General features: G+C 46.2%; 16 protein-coding genes and 1 other annotated feature. All 16 genes read left to right on the plus strand.

The features are described 5' to 3' along the window. Positions 1-127: 127 nt before the first annotated feature. The 16 genes from ygs (at position 128) to ACY8DT_RS09700 (ending at position 21,980) form a co-directional block, all read left to right on the plus strand. Entirely contained in the window at positions 128-508 is a 381-nt protein-coding gene (ygs, locus tag ACY8DT_RS09625) for a S1 domain-containing post-transcriptional regulator Ygs (protein WP_462420090.1), read from the plus strand. Positions 509-980: 472 nt separating this feature from the next. Further along, positions 981-2,174, plus strand: a complete 1,194-nt coding sequence (locus ACY8DT_RS09630) for an ornithine--oxo-acid transaminase (RefSeq protein ID WP_462420091.1) — start codon at positions 981-983, stop codon at positions 2,172-2,174. A 77-nt stretch (positions 2,175-2,251) separates the two neighbouring features. Next, the gene (locus ACY8DT_RS09635; protein ID WP_462420092.1) at positions 2,252-3,496 is read left to right on the plus strand and encodes a Glu/Leu/Phe/Val family dehydrogenase; all 1,245 of its coding nucleotides are present in this window, start codon (positions 2,252-2,254) and stop codon (positions 3,494-3,496) included. Positions 3,497-3,668: 172 nt separating this feature from the next. Then, entirely contained in the window at positions 3,669-4,913 is a 1,245-nt protein-coding gene (locus ACY8DT_RS09640) for a Glu/Leu/Phe/Val family dehydrogenase (protein WP_462420093.1), read from the plus strand. Between the two features lie 68 nt (positions 4,914-4,981). After that, positions 4,982-5,201: a binding site (T-box leader), on the plus strand. 283 nt (positions 5,202-5,484) lie between these two features. After that, complete coding sequence (trpD, locus tag ACY8DT_RS09645) at positions 5,485-6,543, plus strand: anthranilate phosphoribosyltransferase (RefSeq protein ID WP_462420094.1); 1,059 nt, start codon at positions 5,485-5,487, stop codon at positions 6,541-6,543. Further along, on the plus strand, positions 6,543-7,307 hold the full coding sequence (gene trpC, locus ACY8DT_RS09650; RefSeq protein ID WP_462420095.1) for an indole-3-glycerol phosphate synthase TrpC: 765 nt from the start codon (positions 6,543-6,545) through the stop codon (positions 7,305-7,307). Before trpD ends, trpC begins: the two co-directional genes overlap by 1 nt. Then, positions 7,304-7,918: a phosphoribosylanthranilate isomerase gene (locus ACY8DT_RS09655; RefSeq protein ID WP_462420096.1), complete on the plus strand. Its 615-nt coding sequence runs from the start codon at positions 7,304-7,306 to the stop codon at positions 7,916-7,918. The genes trpC and ACY8DT_RS09655 overlap by 4 nt, the downstream gene beginning before the upstream one ends. Then, positions 7,919-9,127, plus strand: a complete 1,209-nt coding sequence (gene trpB / locus ACY8DT_RS09660; protein ID WP_462420097.1) for a tryptophan synthase subunit beta — start codon at positions 7,919-7,921, stop codon at positions 9,125-9,127. Then, a complete protein-coding gene (trpA, locus tag ACY8DT_RS09665) occupies positions 9,120-9,905 on the plus strand; it encodes a tryptophan synthase subunit alpha (protein ID WP_462420098.1) in 786 nt (261 codons plus the stop codon). Before trpB ends, trpA begins: the two co-directional genes overlap by 8 nt. Positions 9,906-10,392: 487 nt before the next feature. After that, a complete protein-coding gene (locus tag ACY8DT_RS09670) occupies positions 10,393-11,721 on the plus strand; it encodes a glucose-6-phosphate isomerase (protein ID WP_462420099.1) in 1,329 nt (442 codons plus the stop codon). Positions 11,722-11,801: 80 nt separating this feature from the next. Then, positions 11,802-12,401 (plus strand): TVP38/TMEM64 family protein, encoded by a 600-nt coding sequence (locus ACY8DT_RS09675; RefSeq protein WP_462420100.1) that lies wholly within the window; start codon positions 11,802-11,804, stop codon positions 12,399-12,401. 12 nt (positions 12,402-12,413) lie between these two features. After that, positions 12,414-12,947: a signal peptidase I gene (lepB, locus tag ACY8DT_RS09680; protein WP_462420101.1), complete on the plus strand. Its 534-nt coding sequence runs from the start codon at positions 12,414-12,416 to the stop codon at positions 12,945-12,947. A gap of 51 nt (positions 12,948-12,998) precedes the next feature. Next, positions 12,999-16,493 carry a PD-(D/E)XK nuclease family protein gene (locus ACY8DT_RS09685; RefSeq protein WP_462420102.1) on the plus strand — a complete coding sequence of 1,165 codons (3,495 nt, stop codon included), beginning with the start codon at positions 12,999-13,001 and terminating at the stop codon, positions 16,491-16,493. After that, entirely contained in the window at positions 16,471-19,926 is a 3,456-nt protein-coding gene (gene addA, locus ACY8DT_RS09690) for a helicase-exonuclease AddAB subunit AddA (protein ID WP_462420103.1), read from the plus strand. Before ACY8DT_RS09685 ends, addA begins: the two co-directional genes overlap by 23 nt. Further along, positions 19,916-21,028: a DUF418 domain-containing protein gene (locus tag ACY8DT_RS09695; RefSeq protein WP_462420104.1), complete on the plus strand. Its 1,113-nt coding sequence runs from the start codon at positions 19,916-19,918 to the stop codon at positions 21,026-21,028. Before addA ends, ACY8DT_RS09695 begins: the two co-directional genes overlap by 11 nt. Positions 21,029-21,077: 49 nt before the next feature. Next, on the plus strand, positions 21,078-21,980 hold the full coding sequence (locus ACY8DT_RS09700; RefSeq protein WP_462420105.1) for a fumarylacetoacetate hydrolase family protein: 903 nt from the start codon (positions 21,078-21,080) through the stop codon (positions 21,978-21,980). The last annotated feature ends 20 nt before the right edge of the window (positions 21,981-22,000 follow it).

The following is a 22,000-nucleotide window of genomic DNA, read 5'->3' on the forward strand; positions in this document are numbered from 1 at the left end:
GACCCGAAACCTTCCAAACCCTTGAACTCATAGTTTCACACTAAAGTTAATTTATTAACATTAGATAATATATATTGTGTGTGGTAAAATGACAATTGTATATAGCTAACGTAAGTGGGGTAATTATGTGACAAAAAAATACCGCAAAAACCAGTTTGTAAAAGTTAAAGTTACTGGTATCCAACCATACGGTGCTTTTGTCAGAACCCCTGATAATCAAGAAGGTCTCATTCATATTTCTGAAGTGATGAATGACTATGTTCACGACGTCAGTCAATATTTGACGAAAGGCCAGACTGTGAAAGCAAAAATAATCAGTATCGGGCCTTCAGGCAAATTGAATCTGACGTTGAAGGAGAACGAATATTTCAAGAACGAAGAGAAGAAGAAAGACAAGCGTTCCATAATAGAACAGATCCAGGAATCAGAGGAATATGGCTTTGAGACGCTCAGACAAAAGATGCCGCAGTGGATCCAGGAAGCTAAGATGCGGATGTACGATAAGTGAATGCACTTATAAAGATTAAAATCTACAGTTTTTGCTGTAGATTTTTTTAATTTCCGGCATTGAATATATATTCCGTCATATATGCATTCACCCCCTGTTTTCAAATTGCGTAATGAACTCTGTATTATATTCATCCAATTAAGTGTATACGGTTTCAAAATAAACGCCGGGAAAATTAATTACAGCGCAGTCACATGAATATTAATGCTTGAAAAACATCCTTAAAATTGTCATTATAAGGAGTAGAGAGTTTATCAATAATTTAGAGGGTATACATAGTCGGTAACTTGCTTACAGCGACGGTTTACGGATTTTCTGGATGGATGCCGTAAACGTCTGAATGTGTTTTCGGTATGATCAGGTTTTATTCGTGACAGTCTGCCGGTCATGACCGTGGAATTCAGAAAGATTCAAATGATTATCTATGAACCGCAGATAAAGATCTGCTGTTTTAAATGAAGGGATGAAAAATATGACAAAATCAACAGAAATTATTGAACAGACTAACCATTACGGTGCACCAAACTACAATCCGCTGCCAATCGTAGTATCGGAAGCGGAAGGCATTTGGGTGAAAGATCCTGAAGGCAACAAATATATGGATATGCTGAGTGCATACTCTGCAGTGAACCAGGGCCACAGACACCCTAAAATCATTCAGGCGCTTAAAGATCAGGCGGACAGAGTGACGTTGACTTCAAGAGCTTTCCATTCAGATAAACTCGGTCCCTGGTATGAGAAGGTCTGTAAACTTGCGGATAAAGAGATGGCTCTGCCGATGAACACAGGGGCGGAAGCTGTAGAGACAGCAGTTAAAGCAGCACGCCGCTGGGCATATGATGTCAAAGGTGTCGAAGACAACAAAGCTGAAATCATCGCGATGAAGCAGAATTTCCACGGACGTACACTGGTTCCTGTATCCATGTCGTCAGAACCTGATAACAGACGCGGCTACGGTCCACTTGTCGAGGGGTTCAAACTTGTTGATTTCGGTGATATCGAACAGATCAAAGAAGCGGTTACAGAAAACACTGCTGCTGTCATCCTTGAACCGATCCAGGGTGAGGCGGGCATCAACATTCCGCCGGAAGGTTTCTTAAAGCAGGTCAGAGAAGTATGTGACGAGCACAATGTATTGTTCATCGCTGATGAAATCCAGTCAGGGCTCGGCCGTTCAGGTAAATTATTTGCGTCGGACTGGGACGAAGTGACGCCGGATATGTACATTCTGGGTAAAGCACTCGGCGGCGGCGTATTCCCAATTTCATGCGTGCTTGCAGACAGTGAAATCCTGAGCGTCTTCAACGCAGGCTCCCACGGCTCGACATTCGGCGGGAACCCGTTGGCATGTGCTGTATCAGAAGCGGCGCTGGATGTCATGATTGATGAGAACCTGATTGACAAATCACGTGAACTTGGTGAATATTTCAAATCTGAACTTCAAAAGATAGATGACAAGAGAATCAAAGAAGTGCGCGGACGCGGTCTGTTCATCGGTCTTGAACTGAATGAATCCGCACGTCCATTCTGTGAAGCATTAAAAGAAGAGGGCATCTTATGTAAAGAAACGCACGATACGGTCATCCGTTTTGCACCACCGCTCATTATTGAAAAGAAAGATCTTGATCTCGCATTGGATAAAGTCAGAGCAGTTTTCGGTAAATAAATTTTTCAGCAGTGTCAGCAGTGATTATTGTGATATAATATTAATGAAAACAGTTTCAAAAAAGAGGCGAATATATAATGTCAGAGAATACAAACCTAGTTACTTCTACACAAGCCATTATTAATGAAGCATTAGACAAATTAGGCTTTGATGAAGGCATGTATGAATTAATTAAAGAACCAATGAGAGTACTCAGAGTACGTATTCCGGTCCGTATGGATGATGGCTCGGTACAGGTGTTCACGGGTTTCCGTGCACAGCATAACGACGCAGTGGGACCGACAAAGGGCGGTGTCAGATTCCACCCGGACGTGACCGAAGAGGAAGTCGTCGCATTATCGATGTGGATGACATTGAAAGCGGGTATCGTCGACCTGCCGTACGGCGGCGGTAAAGGCGGGATCATATGTGATCCCCGCGAGATGAGCATTGAAGAAGTCGAGCGTCTGTCACGGGGATATGTCCGTGCGATTTCACAGTTTGTGGGGCCGGCAAAGGATATTCCGGCACCGGACGTATTTACGAACTCACAGATCATGGCATGGATGATGGATGAGTACAGCATGCTTGACGCATTCAACTCACCGGGATTCATCACAGGTAAACCGATTGTTCTCGGCGGTTCCCAGGGACGTGACCGCGCCACAGCAATGGGTGTTGTACTGTGTCTCGGCTATGCCCTCGAAAAGCGCGGCAAGACATTCAAAGATGTGAGAATCGTCATCCAGGGCTTCGGTAATGCGGGAAGCTTCCTGTCGAAAATCCTTTATGACTACGGTGCTAAAATCGTGGGCATTTCAGATGCCAACGGCGGACTGCACGATCCGGAAGGGCTCGATATCGACTATCTGCTCGACCGTCGTGACAGTTTCGGCATGGTAACGAACCTGTTCGATGATGTCATCACCAACAAAGAAGTTCTTGAAGTCGACTGTGATGTATTGATACCTGCGGCAATCGAAAACCAGATTACCGGTGAAAATGCCGGCAGAATCAAAGCGGATATCGTTTGTGAAGCGGCAAACGGCCCGACGACATCTGACGCAACAACAATCCTTCATGAAGCAGGCAAACTGCTTGTACCTGACGTGCTTGCATCGGCAGGCGGTGTGACTGTGTCATACTTCGAGTGGGTACAGAACAACCAGGGTTATTACTGGGATGAAGATGAAGTGAATGAAAAGCTGGAGACGAAATTGAAAAAAGCGTTCAATGAAATTTATGATATGCATGAAAAACGCCAGATCGATATGCGTCTGGCAGCATATATCATCGGCCTGAAGCGTACTGCAGAAGCTGCAAGGTACAGAGGCTGGGCATAGTATTATAATTTAAGGAAGCCTGGATATCAACATATCCCGGCTTTTTTTCGTTGAAAATTATTAGAATATTTTGTGTACATTTCATGTAAAACATTGAAAATAGTCAAAAGCTATAGTAAGATTATATTTTAATATGTATGATTATTCACGAAAACCCAAGGGGGATAAAGGAATGGCAGAAACATCTAATTTGATACAATCCACTCAGAAAGTACTACATAAAGCATTGGACATGCTGGGGTATGATGAGGGGATGTATGACCTGATAAAAGAACCGTCAAGAGTACTGACTGTCCGCATACCGGTCCGTATGGACGACGGTTCCGTAAAAGTATTTACAGGATACCGCGCCCAGCACAGTGATGCTGCAGGCCCGACAAAAGGCGGTATCAGATTCCACCCGGATGTCGATCGTGATGAAGTGATCGCACTGTCGATGTGGATGACATTGAAAGCGGGCATCGTCAATCTGCCGTACGGCGGCGGTAAAGGCGGCGTCATCTGTAATCCGAAAGAGATGAGCGAGAGAGAACTGGAGGGTGTTTCAAGAGGCTATATCAGGGCGATATCACAGTTCGTCGGACCGCTTAAAGATATCCCGGCACCGGATGTATATACGAACGCACAGGTCATGTCCTGGATGCTGGATGAGTACAGTATGAAACATAGTGATAACCCTCTTGAGTTCATCACAGGTAAACCACTTGCACTGGGTGGTTCAAAAGGAAGATCGACAGCAACGGCGATGGGCGCTGTGATGGTGATTAAAAAAGCACTTGAGAAAAGAAATATCAAGATGGAAGATGCGAGAGTCGCTGTTCAGGGCTTTGGTAACGCCGGCAGCTTCATCTCTAAAATACTTCATGAAGAAGGCGCGAAAATCATCGGCATCTCAAGGTCGACCCACGCGTTATATGATGAAAGTGGTCTGGATATCAACTATATCATCGACAATAAAGATAAAGTCGACATGGCTGAAAAATTGGGCGCCCAGGTGATGACGAACCCGGAACTGCTTGAAATCGATTGTGATATATTGGTTCCTGCAGCAATCGCAAACCAGATCACTGAAGAGAATGCAGACAGAATCCAGGCGGATATCATCGTTGAGGCGGCAAACGGTCCGACGACTGAAAAAGCGACTGAGATGCTTACTGAAAAAGGCAAATTGCTTGTACCTGATGTGCTTGCATCAGCAGGCGGTGTGACTGTATCTTATTTCGAATGGGTACAGAACAAGACGGGATATTACTGGGAAGAGGACGAAATCCAGGAATTGCTCGAAGAGAAGATGAATAAATCTTTCGACGAAATTTATGATTTCCATGAAACGAGACAGGTGGATATGCGTCTCGCAGCCTACGTCATCGGCATCAGAAAGACGGCCGAAGCAATCAGATATCGTAACTGGGCATAAAAGAATTTATTTTATGCTTGCAATATTCAGACTTTTGATATAACATGAATTCCAACATCAAAAATAATTGATTTTGAAAGAAGAGTAGCAGACTTATTTTTTACAGAGAACCAGTGGCTGCTGTGAACTGGTAAAGTAAATTTGTGAATGGACTTTCATTTAAACCAATATTCAATGTATTGGCGCTTAACCGGCGTTATATGGACTTTCAACATTTTAAATGTTGTATATAAAGTGGACTGCATTACGCAGTCAATTAAGGTGGTACCACGGCTCCCCGTCCTTTTTACAGGATTTTGGGGAGCTTTTTTATTTTAAAAATTAATAATGATATCGATCAGAGTAAGTACACTTATATGAATTGTCACAGAGAGATGCCCGCAGGTGAGAGGGTGTCCGGTCATATTAGTGGAATGGGCCTGATAAAAGAAGGTATCACGTGTAGTTGACGTTATGAACTGTGAGTGAAGCATTAGCTTAACTGAGGTGGCACCGCGGAAATCCGTCCTCCATTGGTCTATTGACCGGTGGAGGATTTTTTATATCAAATATTAAAATGGAGGTTTTTATCATGACACAATCATTAGTGCAAATCACAGAGGACACAATTTCAGTTTATCCATATATTTTAAAATTATCCCGCAGGGAAGACCTGACGTTTGACGAGATGTACAAAGCGTTTGATGCAGTGCTCACGGGACAGGCGACGGACAGTGAAGTGGCATCACTGCTTGTCGGGTTGAAGGAAAAAGGTGAAACTGTCGAAGAGATTACAGCTCTTGTTACTGTACTGAAAGATCATGCAACAAAACTTCCACAGGATATACCGAATGTCATAGATAACTGTGGTACAGGCGGAGACGGCTCACACAGTTTCAACATTTCAACGACATCAGCATTCGTCATTGCAGGTGCCGGCGTTAAAATCGCCAAGCACGGTAATAAAAGTATTACGAGCCTGACAGGCAGTTCGGATGTTCTGACGGCACTCGGACTTCAAATGAAATATTCCCCGGGAAATATCTCGGACCAGATAAACGATATCGGCATCGCATTTTTATTCGCACCGTATGTCCACCCGAAAATAAAACAGATCATGAAAGTGAGAAATGATCTGAAAGTACCGACGGTCTTCAATATGATCGGGCCGTTGATCAATCCGGTCGATCTGGACTACCAGTACCTCGGCATCTATAAGCGGGACCAGGTCGAAACGATGGCACACGTCCTTAAATCGCTCGGCAGAAAGAGAGCGGTCGTCGTCAACGGTGCATACGAGATGGATGAAGCGAACCTTGCAGGTGAAAACCGCATCGCAATTTTAAAAGACGGACAGGTGACGACACACATACTGAAACCTGTTGATGTCGGCATGAAAGAATACGACATGGAGCAGTTAAGAGGCGGCGACGGTCACGTCAACAAGGACATCCTCTTGAACGTCCTTAAAAATAGAGCGACGGATGCACAAAGAGATACAGTGCTCCTTAATGCAGGCATCGGCCTGTTCGTTGCAGAAAAAGCACACTCCATCAAAGAAGGCATCGAACTGGCAAAAGACAGCCTCGCGTCAGGCAGTGCGGATGAAAAATTGACACAGCTGATCAACTATACGAATGAGGGAAAATAATGACTATACTGGATAAAATCGTAGCAGCAAAAAAAGAGACTTTAAAAGACTGCCCGGAAGTAATTGAAGCTTCATCAAAAAGAAAACCGGTCCCGTTTAAGGAACGGGTCGAAAAAGAAGAACGACTCAGCATCATCAGCGAAATAAAGAGAGCGTCACCGTCGAAAGGGGATATCAATACGGATATGACCCCGGCGGAACAGGCTGCCCTGTATGTCGAAGGCGGCACGACGGCAATCAGCGTACTGACAGAAGAGAAGTTTTTCAAAGGCTCGCTTGAGGACCTGGAAGCTGTGCGTAAGACAGTCGATGTGCCGATATTGAACAAGGACTTCATCATTGATGAACGTCAGATCACAGATGCATACAACCACGGTGCAGATATCATTTTGCTGATCGTTACGATACTGGATGATGAAAAACTCGAAACTTACTATGAAAAAGCGAAGTCGCTCGGCATGGAAGTCATCGTTGAAGTGCACGATGAAGAGGAATTGAAACGCGCACTCCGGATCAACCCCGACATCATCGGCATCAACAACAGAGATCTTAAAACATTCAAAGTCGATTTGGACAATACGGTCAGACTGATCGACAAATATTATGATGACAATATTCTTTTCATCGCGGAAAGCGGTATTGAGACAGCAGCGGACGCGGCGGAGATGGCTGAAGGAAAAGCACAGTGTCTGCTCGTTGGAGAAACGTTGATGAAGGCGGATCATCCAGCTGAAATGATCAGGGAACTGAAGGTGAAGAAATGACAAAAGTGAAAATTTGCGGCATGCAGACATTGGAAGATGCCGAATATGCGATTGATGCAGGGGCCGATTTCATCGGTTTCGTCTTTGCACCAAGCAAAAGGCAGGTTACATTCGAACAGGCGGCCGGCATTATAAAAAAACTGAACACTCAGCAGACGAAGACCGTCGGAGTATTCGTCAATCCGACAGCTGAAGAAGCGGCGGCTGCACTTACACAAACGGGTCTTGATTATATACAGTTCCACGGTGATGAAGAGGAAGCGCTCGTTGAACAATTCAAAGAGCGTTCGATCAAGGCATTTCCGAGCAACTCGGAATTATCCAATCGGGAGAAATTCAACTATCCATGCGAGTTTATTTTAATAGACAGTCCGAGGAAGGAATTTTACGGCGGTACCGGAACGGCTTTCGACTGGGAATCTTTTGACCGGGAAGGTTTGGATAAAAGACGTTTAGCACTGGCCGGCGGACTGAAACCGGACAATGTCAAAGAGGCGGTAACGACATTCAGGCCGGCGCTCGTGGATGTTTCAAGCGGCGTGGAGACTGACGGCAGGAAAGATCATAAAAAAGTAAGTGAATTCATAAAAAATGTTAAAGAGGTGCTTTAGATGGTGATGTCATATGAATTTCCGGACAAGAGAGGAAAGTACGGCGGGTTCGGCGGTAAATATGTCCCTGAAACTCTGATGGGGGCACTGGACGAACTTGAAGCTGAATACAATAAAGCGATCAGGGACGAAGAATTTTTAAAGGAACTGGATGACTATTTGACAGATTATGTCGGACGGACAACACCGCTGTATTATGCAGAGCATCTAACCGGGCATATCGGCGGCGCAAAAATCTATTTGAAGCGTGAAGATCTGAATCATACGGGTGCGCATAAGATCAACAATACAGTCGGGCAGGGACTGCTCGCAAAACGCATGGGCAAGAAGAAAATCATCGCAGAAACCGGGGCGGGACAACATGGTGTCGCAACCGCGACAATATGTGCAAACCTCGGCCTTGAATGCACAATTTTTATGGGCAGGGAAGACGTCAGACGACAGGAACTGAACGTTTTCAGAATGGAACTGCTCGGGGCGGAAGTCGTCAGTGTCGATGCGGGGAGAGGTACATTGAAGGATGCGGTCAACGCGACGCTCCGCCACTGGGTGGCGAATGTCGATGATACGCATTACATTCTCGGCTCCGTACTCGGGCCGCATCCGTTTCCCCAGATCGTCAGAGATTTCCAAAGCGTCATCGGCAGTGAAACGAGAGAGCAGATTATAGAAAAAGAAGGACGTCTGCCGGATACTGTTGTTGCATGTATCGGCGGCGGCAGCAACGCGATGGGCATGTTTTACCCATTCATCGAAGACACCGGTGTGGAACTGATCGGAGTGGAAGCATCAGGAAAAGGTCTTGATACGGATGAATATGCAGCATCGATTTCCAAAGGACGGGTCGGCGTGCTGCACGGTGCGAAGATGCATCTGCTGCAGGATGCGGCAGGGCAGATTGAAGAGGCATACTCCGTATCTGCCGGTCTTGACTACCCGGGCATCGGTCCGGAACACAGCCACCTTCATGAAACAGGGCGCGTCAATTATGTTTCCCGCACCGATTCAGAAGCACTGGATGCATTTACGCTGCTCAGTAAAAAGGAGGGCATCATTCCGGCACTGGAAAGTGCACATGCCGTGGCAGAAGCAATCGAAGCCGCAAAAGGAAAAAATGCTGATGAAGTCGTCGTCATCTGCCTGTCAGGCCGCGGCGACAAAGATGTCAGCGAAGTAAAACGTCTGCTCGGAGGTGAAGACAATGACTAAAACTAAAATCGATGAGGTATTCAATAAACTGAAAGAAACCGGTGATAAGGCGTTTATTTCGTATATTATGGCCGGCGACGGCGGACTTGATAAATTACAAAGCCAGATCAGGACGCTCGAAGAGTCAGGAGTGGACATCATCGAACTCGGCATCCCTTTTTCAGATCCCGTCGCAGACGGTCCGGTCATCCAACAGGCTGCAATACGTGCGCTAGAACAGAACATCTCATTACAAAATATTTTGGATGAACTGAAAAATATTAAAGATGAAATTACGGCACCGATTGTTCTGATGACATACATCAATCCTATTTTGAACATCGGCTATGCCGAATTTGCAAAATCGGCTTCAGAGTCCGGTGTTTCCGGCATCATTTTACCGGATGTTCCACTCGAAGAAGAGGAAGAGCTCAAAGTCCATTTTTCGGAGCATGATATAGCGCTGATCCGACTCGTCACGTTAACAAGTGACGAGAACAGAATTAAAGAACTGTCCGAAGGGGCGGAAGGATTCCTGTATGCCGTCACAATCAAAGGTACGACAGGCGGTAGAAAGTCATTCGATTCCGACACATACAGCCACCTGGAGAAAATCAAATCCATTGCGGATGTGCCCGTATGTGCAGGATTCGGCGTTTCCAACGTGGAAATGGCTGAAAAACTGGGCAGCTATTCAGACGGCGTCATCGTCGGCAGTAAAATTGTCGAACTCCTCCACCAGGGTGAGGATGATAAAATAAAAGATCTCATCCCTGAAAAGAGTACAGCAGTTAAATAATATTATGATATATGTGACCGGCAGAGTATGTCTGCCGGTCATACGCGTGTCTGCATGACCGATTGGTGGGCGCTGCCGGTCACTGAGAGTTGTGAGTGACCGGATAACGTGGCTTGCCGGTCACTGGGAGTTGCGAGTGACCGGATAACGTGGCTTGCCGGTCACTGAGAGGCGTGAGTGACTGGATAACGTAAATTGCCGGTCACTGGGAGTTGCGAGCGACCGGAAAACGTGGCTTGCCGGTCACTGAGAGGCGTGAGTGACTGGATAACGTAAATTGCCGGTCACTGGGAGTTGCGAGCGACCGGAAAACGTGGCTTGCCGGTCACTGGGAGTTGTGAGTGACTGGATAACGTGGCTTGCCGGTCACTGGGAGTCGCGAGTGACCCGGCAACCAGTCACCACCCTCGAAAATAGAGATATCATTTGAAAAGTTAACCGGATATTTTTACAATGAGAGTTATCAATGATTTAGAAGGATGGTTTGATGTCTGACAACTATATAGATTTAAACTTACAATATACAAACTCATTTATGAATGATCATGAACTGGAGCTTCTGAGCCCCTATGTAGAGGCGGCGCATGATCTCATATTTGATAAAACCGGTGCGGGTAACGAATTCCTCGGATGGACGGCGCTGCCGGAAACATATGACAAAGAGGAATTCCAACGCGTGAAAAAAGCGGCTGAAAAGATCAACGGACATTCTGATGTTCTTGTGGTCATCGGTATCGGGGGGTCTTACCTCGGTGCGAAAGCGGCGATGGAAATGCTGCAGCCGACTTTTGAAAATAAAGGGACTGAAATAATCTTTGCGGGGCATCATCTGTCCGCACATTATATGAACGAGCTGAAAAGCTATCTGAAAGACAAGGATTTTTCAATCAATGTCATCAGTAAATCAGGCACGACGACCGAGCCTGCGATTGCATTCCGTGTATTCAAGCAGCTGCTTGAGGAGAAATATGACGATGTCAAAGACCGCATATTCGTTACGACGGACAGTGAAAAGGGTGCGCTGAAAAAATTGGCGGACGCTGAAAACTATGAAACATTCACTGTGCCTGACGATATCGGCGGCCGTTTCTCGGTGCTGACTGCTGTCGGGCTGCTGCCCATGGCTGCAGCGGACATCAATATTGACGATGTCTTGCAGGGTGCAAAACAGGCAAAAGACGAACTGCACAGTAAAAATGCCGGTGAAAACCAGGCATACCTTTATGCTGCGGCCAGAAACATCTTATATAAAAAAGGATATGATACGGAACTATTCGTAAACTATGACGAACGTTTCAAATATTTCGCAGAATGGTGGAAGCAGCTGTTCGGCGAAAGTGAAGGCAAGGACAACAAAGGCATATTGCCGCACAGTGCGAACTTCACGACGGATCTGCATTCACTCGGCCAGTATATACAGGATGGCAGGAGAAGTTTATTTGAAACGGTTGTGACAGCCCGCACACCGTTGAGCGATATGACTATTGAAGAGGACGGCGGTAACCTGGACGGCCTGAATTATTTAGCCGGCATGTCTGTCGACGCGGTCAATAAAAAGGCGGCGGAGGGCACGGTGCTTGCCCACGTCGACGGCGGAGTGCCGAACATTCTGATCGAAGTGCCGGACCTCAGTGCCAGGACTTATGGCTATCTCGTGTACTTTTTTGAATTGTCATGTGCGATGAGCGGTTACCTGCTCGGTGTCAATCCGTTCGATCAGCCTGGTGTAGAGGCTTATAAGAAGAATATGTTTGCGCTTCTCGGCAAACCTGGATTTGAAAACTTACGGAAGGAATTAAATGACAGACTCCAATAAAAATAATATAATAATGAATAATGATATAATAGGCTATATTCTAGAAATATAGCCTATAATTTTTCAGGAGAGGTTTTTTATTGGAGCGGATTATTGAATTACTTACCACTGAAGAGGGGATTAGGACCATCTTCGAACAATTTGAACAATTTGGGATATTGGCAGGCTTTTCATTGATAATATTGGAAGCATTCGTTCCGATACTGCCTCTATTTGTCATTGTGATTTTAAATATCAACTCCTATGGTATAATCGTCGGCTTCCTGACGAGCTACACTGCTTCGGTGACAGGAAGTTTTCTTGTCTTTCTGGTCGTCAGATTTTTATTCAGGGACACGGCACAGAGATATATCCACAGGAGGGAAAAGTTGGAACGGTTACTCCGATTCGTGGATGACCGGGGTTTTACATTTGCATTCATCATGCTTGCCCTGCCTTTTACGCCCACATCGGTTGTCAATGTCATTGCTGCATTATCCAATATGAGGGCGAGAGTGTATCTGCTGATACTGGTAGTTGCAAAATTTATAATGATTGCCTCTATGTCTCTTGTGGGATATGATATTATCGGCTTTTTCGGTTCTCCGGCCCGTTTGGTCACTTCAGTCGTATTGCTCGTGGTATTGTATCTGTTCTCCAAATGGTATCAGCGTTATTTAAATAAGAAATTGAATAAATAGAGGTGCATCATTTTGAAAAAAGAAATTATGGAGTGGCTGGCGGCCATTGCGGTTGCTGTAATTTTAATAGTGGTTATACGGACATTTTTCTTTGTGTCCTATACAGTCGATGGATTGAGCATGGATCCGACGTTTAAAGACGGGGATCGTGTCGTTGTAAATAAAATCATGGATAATTTCCAGGATTATGAATATGAAGATGTCATCGTCTTCGACTCGGAAATGGGACCGGCATACGTTAAGCGCGTCATCGGCTCTCCCGGTGATACAGTGGAAATGGAAGATAAACAGGTGTATCTGAACGGAGAAGCCTTAGAAGAAGATTACGTCGTACATAGAGAAGATTCGTACATGGACAACTTCACGCTCGAACAATTGGGGGTGGAAGGCGACACCATCCCTGAAGACCATTATCTGGTGCTCGGCGATAACCGGCCGATTTCAAGGGACGGCCGTGATTTCGGGCTGATCCATGAAGACAGCATTGTCGGCGAAGTGGCTTTGAGATTCTGGCCGCTCAATGAAATAGCAATTAATTTTGATTGATGAAAAGACACCGGTGCGGTGTCTTTTATTTACTTATGAAGGAGTGAGACGATGGTCGTCAATATATGGACCGGCGTCAGCGGAACGGGTAAGACCGATCAGATGTTCCGGGAAATAGAAGCGGTTACGGCAGATGAGCCGCTGGGGCCGAATATTTATATCATCACACCGACACAGAACACGCTGCAGTATGAACGCATCATCACTGCGAAGACGAATGAGCATATCGTCGGCAGCCTGAGAGCGGGTGTATTCAGTTTCCAGCGCTTCATCTGGCATATTTTCAATGAGATCGGCCACGGCAGCCGTGAGACGTTGTCGGAAAGCGGCCAGGTGATGCTGCTGCATAAAATAATGAACGACATGAAATCAGGCTTTAAATATTATCAGGATTCGAGCCAGTATATAAAGTTTTCGAAAAAGGTGCTCGATATGCTGAAGGAGTTCAGAACGTACCAGGTCGGCGTGGATGATATCGGCCTCGTGACGTCTGAAAAGGAGCGTTATCAGGATAAGCTGTACGACTTGACACACATATATAAAACTTGGCTGGAGCAGATTGAACTTTACAATATTGAAGATCTGAACATCATCAATACTTTCATGAAAGCTTTGGATCTTCATCCGGATGTGAAATCTCTGAAGGACGCCGTCATTTATATCGACGGCTTCCATAACTTTACGGAAAGTGAATTCCAGCTCATTGCCAAGCTGTCGAAAAGGGTGAAGACAATCAACGTCCTTTTAACCCATAAGGGTGAAAATAAAACCCTCTTCAGAAAGACGGATGCGAGCATTGAAAGACTGCAGGAGCTGCTCGGTAGCGATGTTAAAATCGTCCACTTCGATGACCAGTTCAGACGTTCCGGCAAGATGGGGCTGATCCAGCTTGAGGAATATTTCTCAAACAGCCGCCCGATGACTCTTTATGACGGCATCAAAATCACCGAATCGCCGAACATCATCGATGAAGTCACGAATGTGGCGCGGGAGATTGAAAGGCTGACTGCAGCGGGAGATGTGAACTACAACGATATCGGCATCCTTTACCGCGACCAGGGTTATATTCAGCACATCCATTCGATTTTCAGACGGTTCGATATTTCTTATCACGTCGACCGGAAGGTCCCGATGTATTCCCATCCATTCATCCAGTTCATCATTGCGGTGCTGGAATGCTACATGCGGAAATTTGATTTCACTGCATTGATGGATGTTTTAAAGACCGAATATCTGACGGAGGATTCTGAACAGGATTTCATTTTTCAGTTCGAAAACTTCGCACTGGAGCGCGGACTGACGAGAGGCGCTTTATTCAAGGATGAATTATTCACTGTCAAAAAGATCCGCAGTGCCGAAGGGAAAATCATCGAAAAAGATGTGACCGAAGACGTGCAGGAACTGCTTGATTTTAAAAATAAAGTGCTCGGGCAGCTGTCGGAGCTGTATAACAGATTTGACGCGGCCTCTACGGTGAAAGAATATATCACCATCATCTACGGCTTTATCACCGAACGCGGCATCGATGTAAAAATTGAAGCGGAAATCGAGCATTTGGAACATACGGATGCCATCATCAAAAGGGATGAAACCGAACAGGCATACAACCAGTTCATCCGTCTGATGGATGATGCGTTTATCGTCTTCAAAGATGATGAAGTCCCGTTCGACATCTTTTATGAAACATTCAAGGACGGCCTTTTGAATGCAGAATTCAATCTGCTGCCGTCAACGATCGACCAGGTCATCATCGGTAACCTCGACCTTGCGAAAGTGGAGAACAAGAAATATGTCTTTCTGATCGGCATGAACAGAAATGTCATGCCGAAGGAAACGCGGTCGAACGCAATCATCAGGGAAGAGGAAAAAGAGCTGTTCGAAAAACATGACATCATTCTGTCGCCGAGTGCCAAAGTGCTCACACAGGACGAAAGGTTCGTCTTTTACCACGGCATTACACGTGCGACCGATGGTCTGTACATCAGCTTTTCCAATACGCTCGCAGGCGGGGAGACGACGAAGATCAGCCCGTTTGTGCAGGAAATCATTCCGGAGCAGGATCATCAGAAGGACCTGGTCTACAGCCGTACGTCACTGTATGAAAACTTCGAGCCGGAAAAACTGGTATCGTCGGCAAGAAGCATGGAACCGCTCATTCATCTGAAGATGCGGGAACTGCTCAACATAAATAATATTGCGGTGCAGGAAATCGCAAAGTACCCTGAGTTCAACACTTGGATCCGGCTGTATCAGATGATTAAGCGTTATGATACGACAGGCATGTACTCGAGAATCAAAGCGAGCCTGACGGATGACAACCGTTCGGAGCCGATTTCGCATGAGACGGCAGAAGCAATATACGGTGAATCAATGCTTGCAAGTGTGTCAAGATTCGAGTCATTCAACCGTTGTGAGTTCCAGCATTTTTCAAATTACGGACTCAGACTGAATGTCAGGCAGCCGTTCAAAGTGGCGCCGCTCGACCTCGGTAACCTGTATCACCACGTGCTTGAGCATGTGACGAGAGCTCTCGGTTTCACATTCCAGCATGAGAACGACCATATCGGACGTATCATTGAAACGGCGATTGACGAGGAAGCTGCGGCCATCCAGCACGGCATCTTCAACGAATCATTTTATAACGCTTCATTGAAAAGGCGTGCAAAAGATGCACTGGAGCGCCTGATCCACTTCATGCGGGATATTGAACGGCTCGGGGAATATAAGATTTCCCGCGTAGAAATGGCATTCGGCAAAGCGCAGGATGATCTCGGCGAAGTGACTCTCGAGAGTAACGATGGCCGAAAAATCGCCCTCCGGGGTAAGATCGACCGCATCGATGCGTATAATACCGGCGGCAGTTCATACGTCAATCTGATCGATTATAAGTCGAGTACAAGAAGCATCTCAAGGGCCGGCATCCTGAACGGTCTCGAGCTGCAGATGATCACCTATATGTATGTTCTCACCGAAAAGGGCGATAGTTTATTCGACGGGGAAATCAAACCGAACAGCATGCTGTTCTTCCCGGTTAAGGATCCGGTCCTCAATCTGAAAGAGGAGAAGGACCCGGAAGACATCATCAAAGAACAGAATAGACAGCTCAAACCCGACGGTGCGTTCATCAATGAACATCCGTCGTTCAATGAGTATCTTGACGAAACTTCCGTGGGCCTCGCCGGACTGCTCAGAGACCTCGATGACTATACGGAGTACGGAGAATATTATCCGATCACGGTTTCAAAAAAAGGCAAGATCAACGCACGGACGAAAGGGCGCTATTTCAGCCCGGCACTGTTCAGCCATTATGCGGACTATGTGATGGAACTGTATAAGACGGTGACAGATGACATATACAGCGGAGCGAATAAAGTGAACCCGATGGCGGTGAATGATGTCCTGCCATGTAATTTCTGTGATTTCAAATTTGCCTGCCGTGTGGATTATTTACTGAATGCGCGCGACATCCGCGAACAGGAGATGGATGAAACTGAAATCGGGAAATTTGAAAGTGAGGTGACGGATGATGGTGACATGGACGGATGAACAGTATGAAGCGATACATTACAGCGGCTCGGATATTCTGATTTCAGCCGCAGCCGGCAGCGGCAAGACGACGGTGCTTGTCGAACGGATCATCCAGAACATCGTCGGCGGCCGGTATTCGGTGGATGAACTGCTCGTTTCGACATTTACGAATATGAGTGCGAAAGACATGAAAGAGAAGATTGAAAAAGAACTCAGGAAAAAGTATATGGAAACCGGAGACGTGCGTCTGAACGAAGAGATTCTGAAGCTGAATGAAGCGCATATATCGACGCTTCACAGCTTCTGTCTCTATTTGATCAAGATGCATTACAACGTCATCGGCATTTCACCGGATATGCGGACACTGGCTGATATCGAGGGGCAGATCCGTCTGGAACGTGCAATCGACCAGGTGCTGGAACACTACTATGAGGAAAGTTCAGAAGCGTTCACAGAGCTGAATCTGATGACTGCCTCCGACAAGAACAACAGCGGGCTGAAAGACATCATCAAAAGTATGTACTACACCGCTGTCGCAAGCCCGGAGCCGCTTGTCTACCTGACTTCCCAGTCAGACCAGTATAAAGATGACAGTCATATGCAGAATATATTGGATGACTACAACGACATCATCAGACATAAACTGATTGCGCTGGAATCATCATTGGAAGACCTGCATAGGGATTATAATTCGGTATACCATGAAGAGTTGAAAGATACGCACAGAAGAGACGCCTTCGATGCACTTTCGGATATGATCCGTACGGTGGAATTTGCGCGGGAAGACAATCTGCGGGGCAGGGCGGTAACACTTCCGCCGTTCCAGTTGAAAGACGGCAGGACATCATTTTTCAAGAAGATCGCAGATCCTGACGCGAAAAAAGAATTGACCGCTTCGCAGAATAAAGTGAAAGATTCCTATAATGACTTGCGGGCGCTTTATGCATACACTTACGAAGAAGTGGAAAGTGAACTGTCGCCGATGAACCAGATGAATAATACTTTGGTCCAGATCGCGATAGATGTAATGGAACTTTTCAAAGAGAAGAAAGAAAGCAGAAATGAGATGGACTTTTCGGACTATGAACATTATGCGCTCGCAATTTTGAATGCGAACGATCATGAAGTCGCGAAAATCTATCAGGCACAGTTCAAGGAAATCATGATTGATGAATATCAGGATATCAACCGTGTGCAGGAAGCGATCATCTCACTGCTCAAAACAGGCGGTGAACATGACGGCAACCTGTTCATGGTCGGAGACGTCAAACAGTCGATATATAAATTCAGACAGGCGGACCCGTCCCTGTTCATAGAAAAAGCCAGCCGGTTTTCAGAACCCGGCAGCGGAAAGGTAATCCATCTGAACCATAACTTCCGCTCTAAAGGTGAAGTGCTGGATCTGACGAACAGTGTATTCGAACGGATCATGGATTCCACGGTCGGTGAAATCGATTATGACGAAGGCCAGAGACTGGTCCAGGGCAACTATCTGGATGCGCCGGAAATCCGACAGGAAGTGCATATTTTGGAAAATGCCGATGAGATTGACGGCAACACTGAAATCAGACATATCATCAATGTCATCAAAGAAAAGGTCCGTCAAGGTGCGAACTATAAAGATATCGTCATATTAACCCGCAACACGAGGGATAATGAAGACTACCGCAAAATGCTGAGTGAAGCGGAGCTGCCGGTCTACGTCAACAACCGGACGGGCTATTTGGATACTCTTGAAGTACGCACACTGCTCAGCATATTATCCATCATCGACAATCCTCTGCAGGACGACCACTTTGTCGGTACGATGCGTCTGCCTCAGTTTGATTTCAGCGAGGAGGATATTGCGAAGATCCGTTCTCTGTCGGATGCGGATTACTTTTACACAGCATGCAGTGAGTACGGCACGGAAGATGACTTGAAAAATAAAATCGATCAGTTCTTCATCATTTTGGATGAACTGAGGATGCAGGCGAGGTACTTGAGTGTGCCCGAGCTCATCGATGAAATTTATTATCAGTTCAATCTGCCGGAATATTTCTCCGGCCTTCCAGGCGGTGAGAACAGACGGGCGAATTTGAACGGCCTGATTGAAAAGGCGATGGAATTTGAAGAGATGTCCCATATTTCCCTGTACCAGTTCATTACGACGATCAGCCGGATGATCGAGGACGGCCAGGATTTCGGCGAGGAAAACACAGTGTCGCCGGATGATGATATTTTACGCGTCATGACAATACACGCTTCAAAAGGGCTGGAGTTCGAATATGTCATATACGCAGGCATTCACAGACGGTTGAATTTCAGGGATCTGCAGGCGAGGGTCATCGTCCATGCGGATTACGGCATCGGATTCAGACAGTTCAGGCCGGAGCATAATACGATCTTGCCGAGCATCCATTCGACCGTGATGCAGGAGTACATCAAAAAAGAAACGATATCGGAAGAGATGCGCCTGATCTATGTGGCGATGACCCGTGCAGTCGAACAGCTGATCATACCGGTCGTCTTCAAAAAAGAGGAAGACGAGAAGTATTTATATAATGGCGGCATGGTCCTGGCCGACCACAGGCTGAACATCACGACTGTGCAGCAGCTGCTTTATCCGATATTGAAATATCTGAATGAAGAAAACTTTGATTTCATCAAGATGGACAAAGTCACGCCCGAAGACGATGCAGAAGAAGAAAAGACGCATCATCTGACGCTGGAGATGCTTGAAGAAGTGGAGGCAGGGCGCTCAGAATCATTATATGAACGGTTCAACCACCAGTACCACAGCCCGAAACCGACAAAAGTCGTGCATAAGGAATCGGTGACTGAAATCAAGCGTAAAAACGACGCTCCGCCGGAGGACGCGAAAGTGATACGGCATACGAGACAGGTCAGTTTAAAAGAGCCGAACTTCAAAAGGGACCAGGTGGAGGCGCCGATTTTCGGGACGATCATGCACGAAGTGATGATGCACCTTCTGAATGACTGGAACGCGTTCAGTGCGCTTGAAAAATCGGACAGGGAAAGCCATGTCAAGCGGCTGATCCAGAATATGGAAGACAGGGAAACATTCCTGACAGAAGCCCATGTCAGGAAGATTCATGAAAATGTCCACCGTTTCATCAATGATGGCACGATGATGGCGCTTCTCGGCAGACAGAAGCAGATCCACACTGAAATCCCGTTCATCATGAATCAGCAGGCCATCGGCTACTCGGAATACGAATCGCAGATTGTCCAGGGAATCATGGACTGTCTGTTGGAAATCGACGGCCATTATACTATCATTGACTATAAAACCGACTGGATTCCACCGATGTTTACAGAACAAGATCTGGTGGACCGGTACAGGACACAGATGGACATTTACCGGCGTTCGGCCGAAAAGGCGCTGGGTACCGAAGTGACGGTATATCTCTATTTCTTTTCTTATGGAGCGATAAAAGTTGAAGACTGACAATAGACGACGCATATTTTTTATAATGGCCATTGCGATTCTTTTCCTCGGCCTGTCAAACGGCATGAGGTTTACAATACCGCTTGATGTGATCAATCCGTACGAGTACTTTTACGGCAACGAGCGGACACATTTTCAAATGATGAATATATTTCTGGGCGGTGCGGCGGTTCCATTCGCCGCCGTTGCCGGGGGCTATATGCTGATGACCTTCAAGGAACACCGGCTTCCGAATATCATTTTGACACTTGCCGTGATGCTGATCGTGTCGGTGCTGTCTGCACTGTTCCTCTTTGGATTCGATCCATTGCCGGGCATCATCCTGATGCTGATCACAGCGGCGCTTTTCATAAGGGCGGACAGAAAAATCGTGCTGGGCTCATTTGTACTGCTGCTGGCAGCCCATGTTACCGTCAACGGAGTAACCGTCGTTTTAAGCGGTCTGAATTCACCGGGGGACATCATATATTCGAGCATCCAGGAAGTGAACAGATTTTCAGGCACTTTCCGGAGCAGTGACTATTTTGCCATCATCGGCCTGAATCTGGAAGTGTTCTTCACTTACCAGCTGAGTGAGTGGTTCATGTGGATACTCGGCATTCTGCCGTGGGTCCTGCTCGGTATCGTGATGTACATGTTCAATGTGGCCGAACTGTTCAAAAACAACGGTCTTCTGATGATATTCATCACGATCGCACTGCTTGCGGGCGGCCTCGCCATCAAGATGATCGAAGTCATCTCGCTCGGCTCATTCACAGCGGCTGAATTTGCCGGACGCTTCGGCGGCCCGCTCCTCGGAACAGGATACTTCATGCTGATGTTCCTGATCTATGATATGCTGCCTGAAAAATTGTCGAAAGTATTCGGCGCGGCAGGCGAAAAGGGTCTGACTGTCTATGTGAGTTCCAATCTGATCATGGCAGTTGCATCATACGGCATCGGCTTCACACTGTACGGAGAAGTTTCAATCGGCAATATGATCTTTATTGTAATGATCATCTATGCAGTTTTGCTTGTCATCATGAACATTTTGAGGCATTATGGCGTAAAAACGCTTGAGGAATTAAGTGCTGTGACGATTGGAAATGAAAACATTAAGTGAGTATGTTTGTTATAATATATATAACTAAAATTTGCGAGGAGAGAATTCCATGAAATTTTTAACTTTTGAATATGAGAATGAAACTTATTATGGGGTAAAAGTAAAACGGGAAGAAAGTGCATGGATTTTACCAAAGTTATTTACGGATTTTGGAGAAGAGGACAATTATCCAAAGACTTTACTCGAAGGAATCTCAACTTATCACACACTGGATTTTCAGGAAATCGTCAGAAAGTTAGTGGAGAAGGCGACTGCATCGGAAAATCCTGAACGATATAAAGCACCTTTCAATGATATTAAATTTTTAGCGCCGGTGACGCCGCCGAACAACGTCATTGCTCTCGGCCGCAACTATAAAAAGCACGCTGAAGAAATGAACAACAAGGCGGACAGTCTGTATGTCTTCACGAAAGCGGCATCGAGCCTTGCGGGTGACGAAGCAGTCATTCCGAATCACAAGGATATTACGGATGAACTGGACTATGAAGGTGAACTTGCAGTCGTGATCGGTAAGCAGGCGTGGAAAATAGACAGTAACATGGCGCTTGATTACATCTACGGCTATACGATCATCAATGATATTACGGCGCGCGACGTGCAGAGGGAGCATGCACAGGCATTTTTATCCAAAAACCTGAAAGGTTCTTCACCGATGGGGCCGTTCATCGTCACAAAAGATGAGCTTCCGAATCCTGAAGAAACGTCCATCGTCACAAAAGTGAACGATGAAATCCGCCAGGATGGCTCAACGAGTGACATGGTCCTTAAAATTGCGGATATGATTGCCGAAATTTCCAAGTACATCACTCTTGAGCCGGGCGACGTCATCGCAACGGGCACTCCGAGCGGTGTGGGCGCAGGCATGAATCCGCCGCAGTACCTTGAACCAGGTGATGAAATCCGCATTTCCATCAATGGAATAGGCACACTTACGACACATATCGAAAAATAAAGGCTGAAAATATGTTGAAT

Source organism: Salinicoccus sp. Marseille-QA3875 (genome assembly GCF_054950095.1).

Bases quoted from the DNA above. Each gene is read 5' to 3' on its own strand.
- ACY8DT_RS09630 (WP_462420091.1), top strand. From the start codon at position 981: ATGACAAAATCAACAGAAATTATTGAACAGACTAACCATTACGGTGCA.
- ACY8DT_RS09635 (WP_462420092.1), top strand. From the start codon at position 2,252: ATGTCAGAGAATACAAACCTAGTTACTTCTACACAAGCCATTATTAAT.
- ACY8DT_RS09640 (WP_462420093.1), top strand. From the start codon at position 3,669: ATGGCAGAAACATCTAATTTGATACAATCCACTCAGAAAGTACTACAT.
- trpD (WP_462420094.1), top strand. From the start codon at position 5,485: ATGACACAATCATTAGTGCAAATCACAGAGGACACAATTTCAGTTTAT.
- trpC (WP_462420095.1), top strand. From the start codon at position 6,543: ATGACTATACTGGATAAAATCGTAGCAGCAAAAAAAGAGACTTTAAAA.
- ACY8DT_RS09655 (WP_462420096.1), top strand. From the start codon at position 7,304: ATGACAAAAGTGAAAATTTGCGGCATGCAGACATTGGAAGATGCCGAA.
- trpB (WP_462420097.1), top strand. From the start codon at position 7,919: ATGGTGATGTCATATGAATTTCCGGACAAGAGAGGAAAGTACGGCGGG.
- trpA (WP_462420098.1), top strand. From the start codon at position 9,120: ATGACTAAAACTAAAATCGATGAGGTATTCAATAAACTGAAAGAAACC.
- ACY8DT_RS09670 (WP_462420099.1), top strand. From the start codon at position 10,393: ATGTCTGACAACTATATAGATTTAAACTTACAATATACAAACTCATTT.
- ACY8DT_RS09685 (WP_462420102.1), top strand. From the start codon at position 12,999: ATGGTCGTCAATATATGGACCGGCGTCAGCGGAACGGGTAAGACCGAT.
- addA (WP_462420103.1), top strand. From the start codon at position 16,471: ATGATGGTGACATGGACGGATGAACAGTATGAAGCGATACATTACAGC.
- ACY8DT_RS09700 (WP_462420105.1), top strand. From the start codon at position 21,078: ATGAAATTTTTAACTTTTGAATATGAGAATGAAACTTATTATGGGGTA.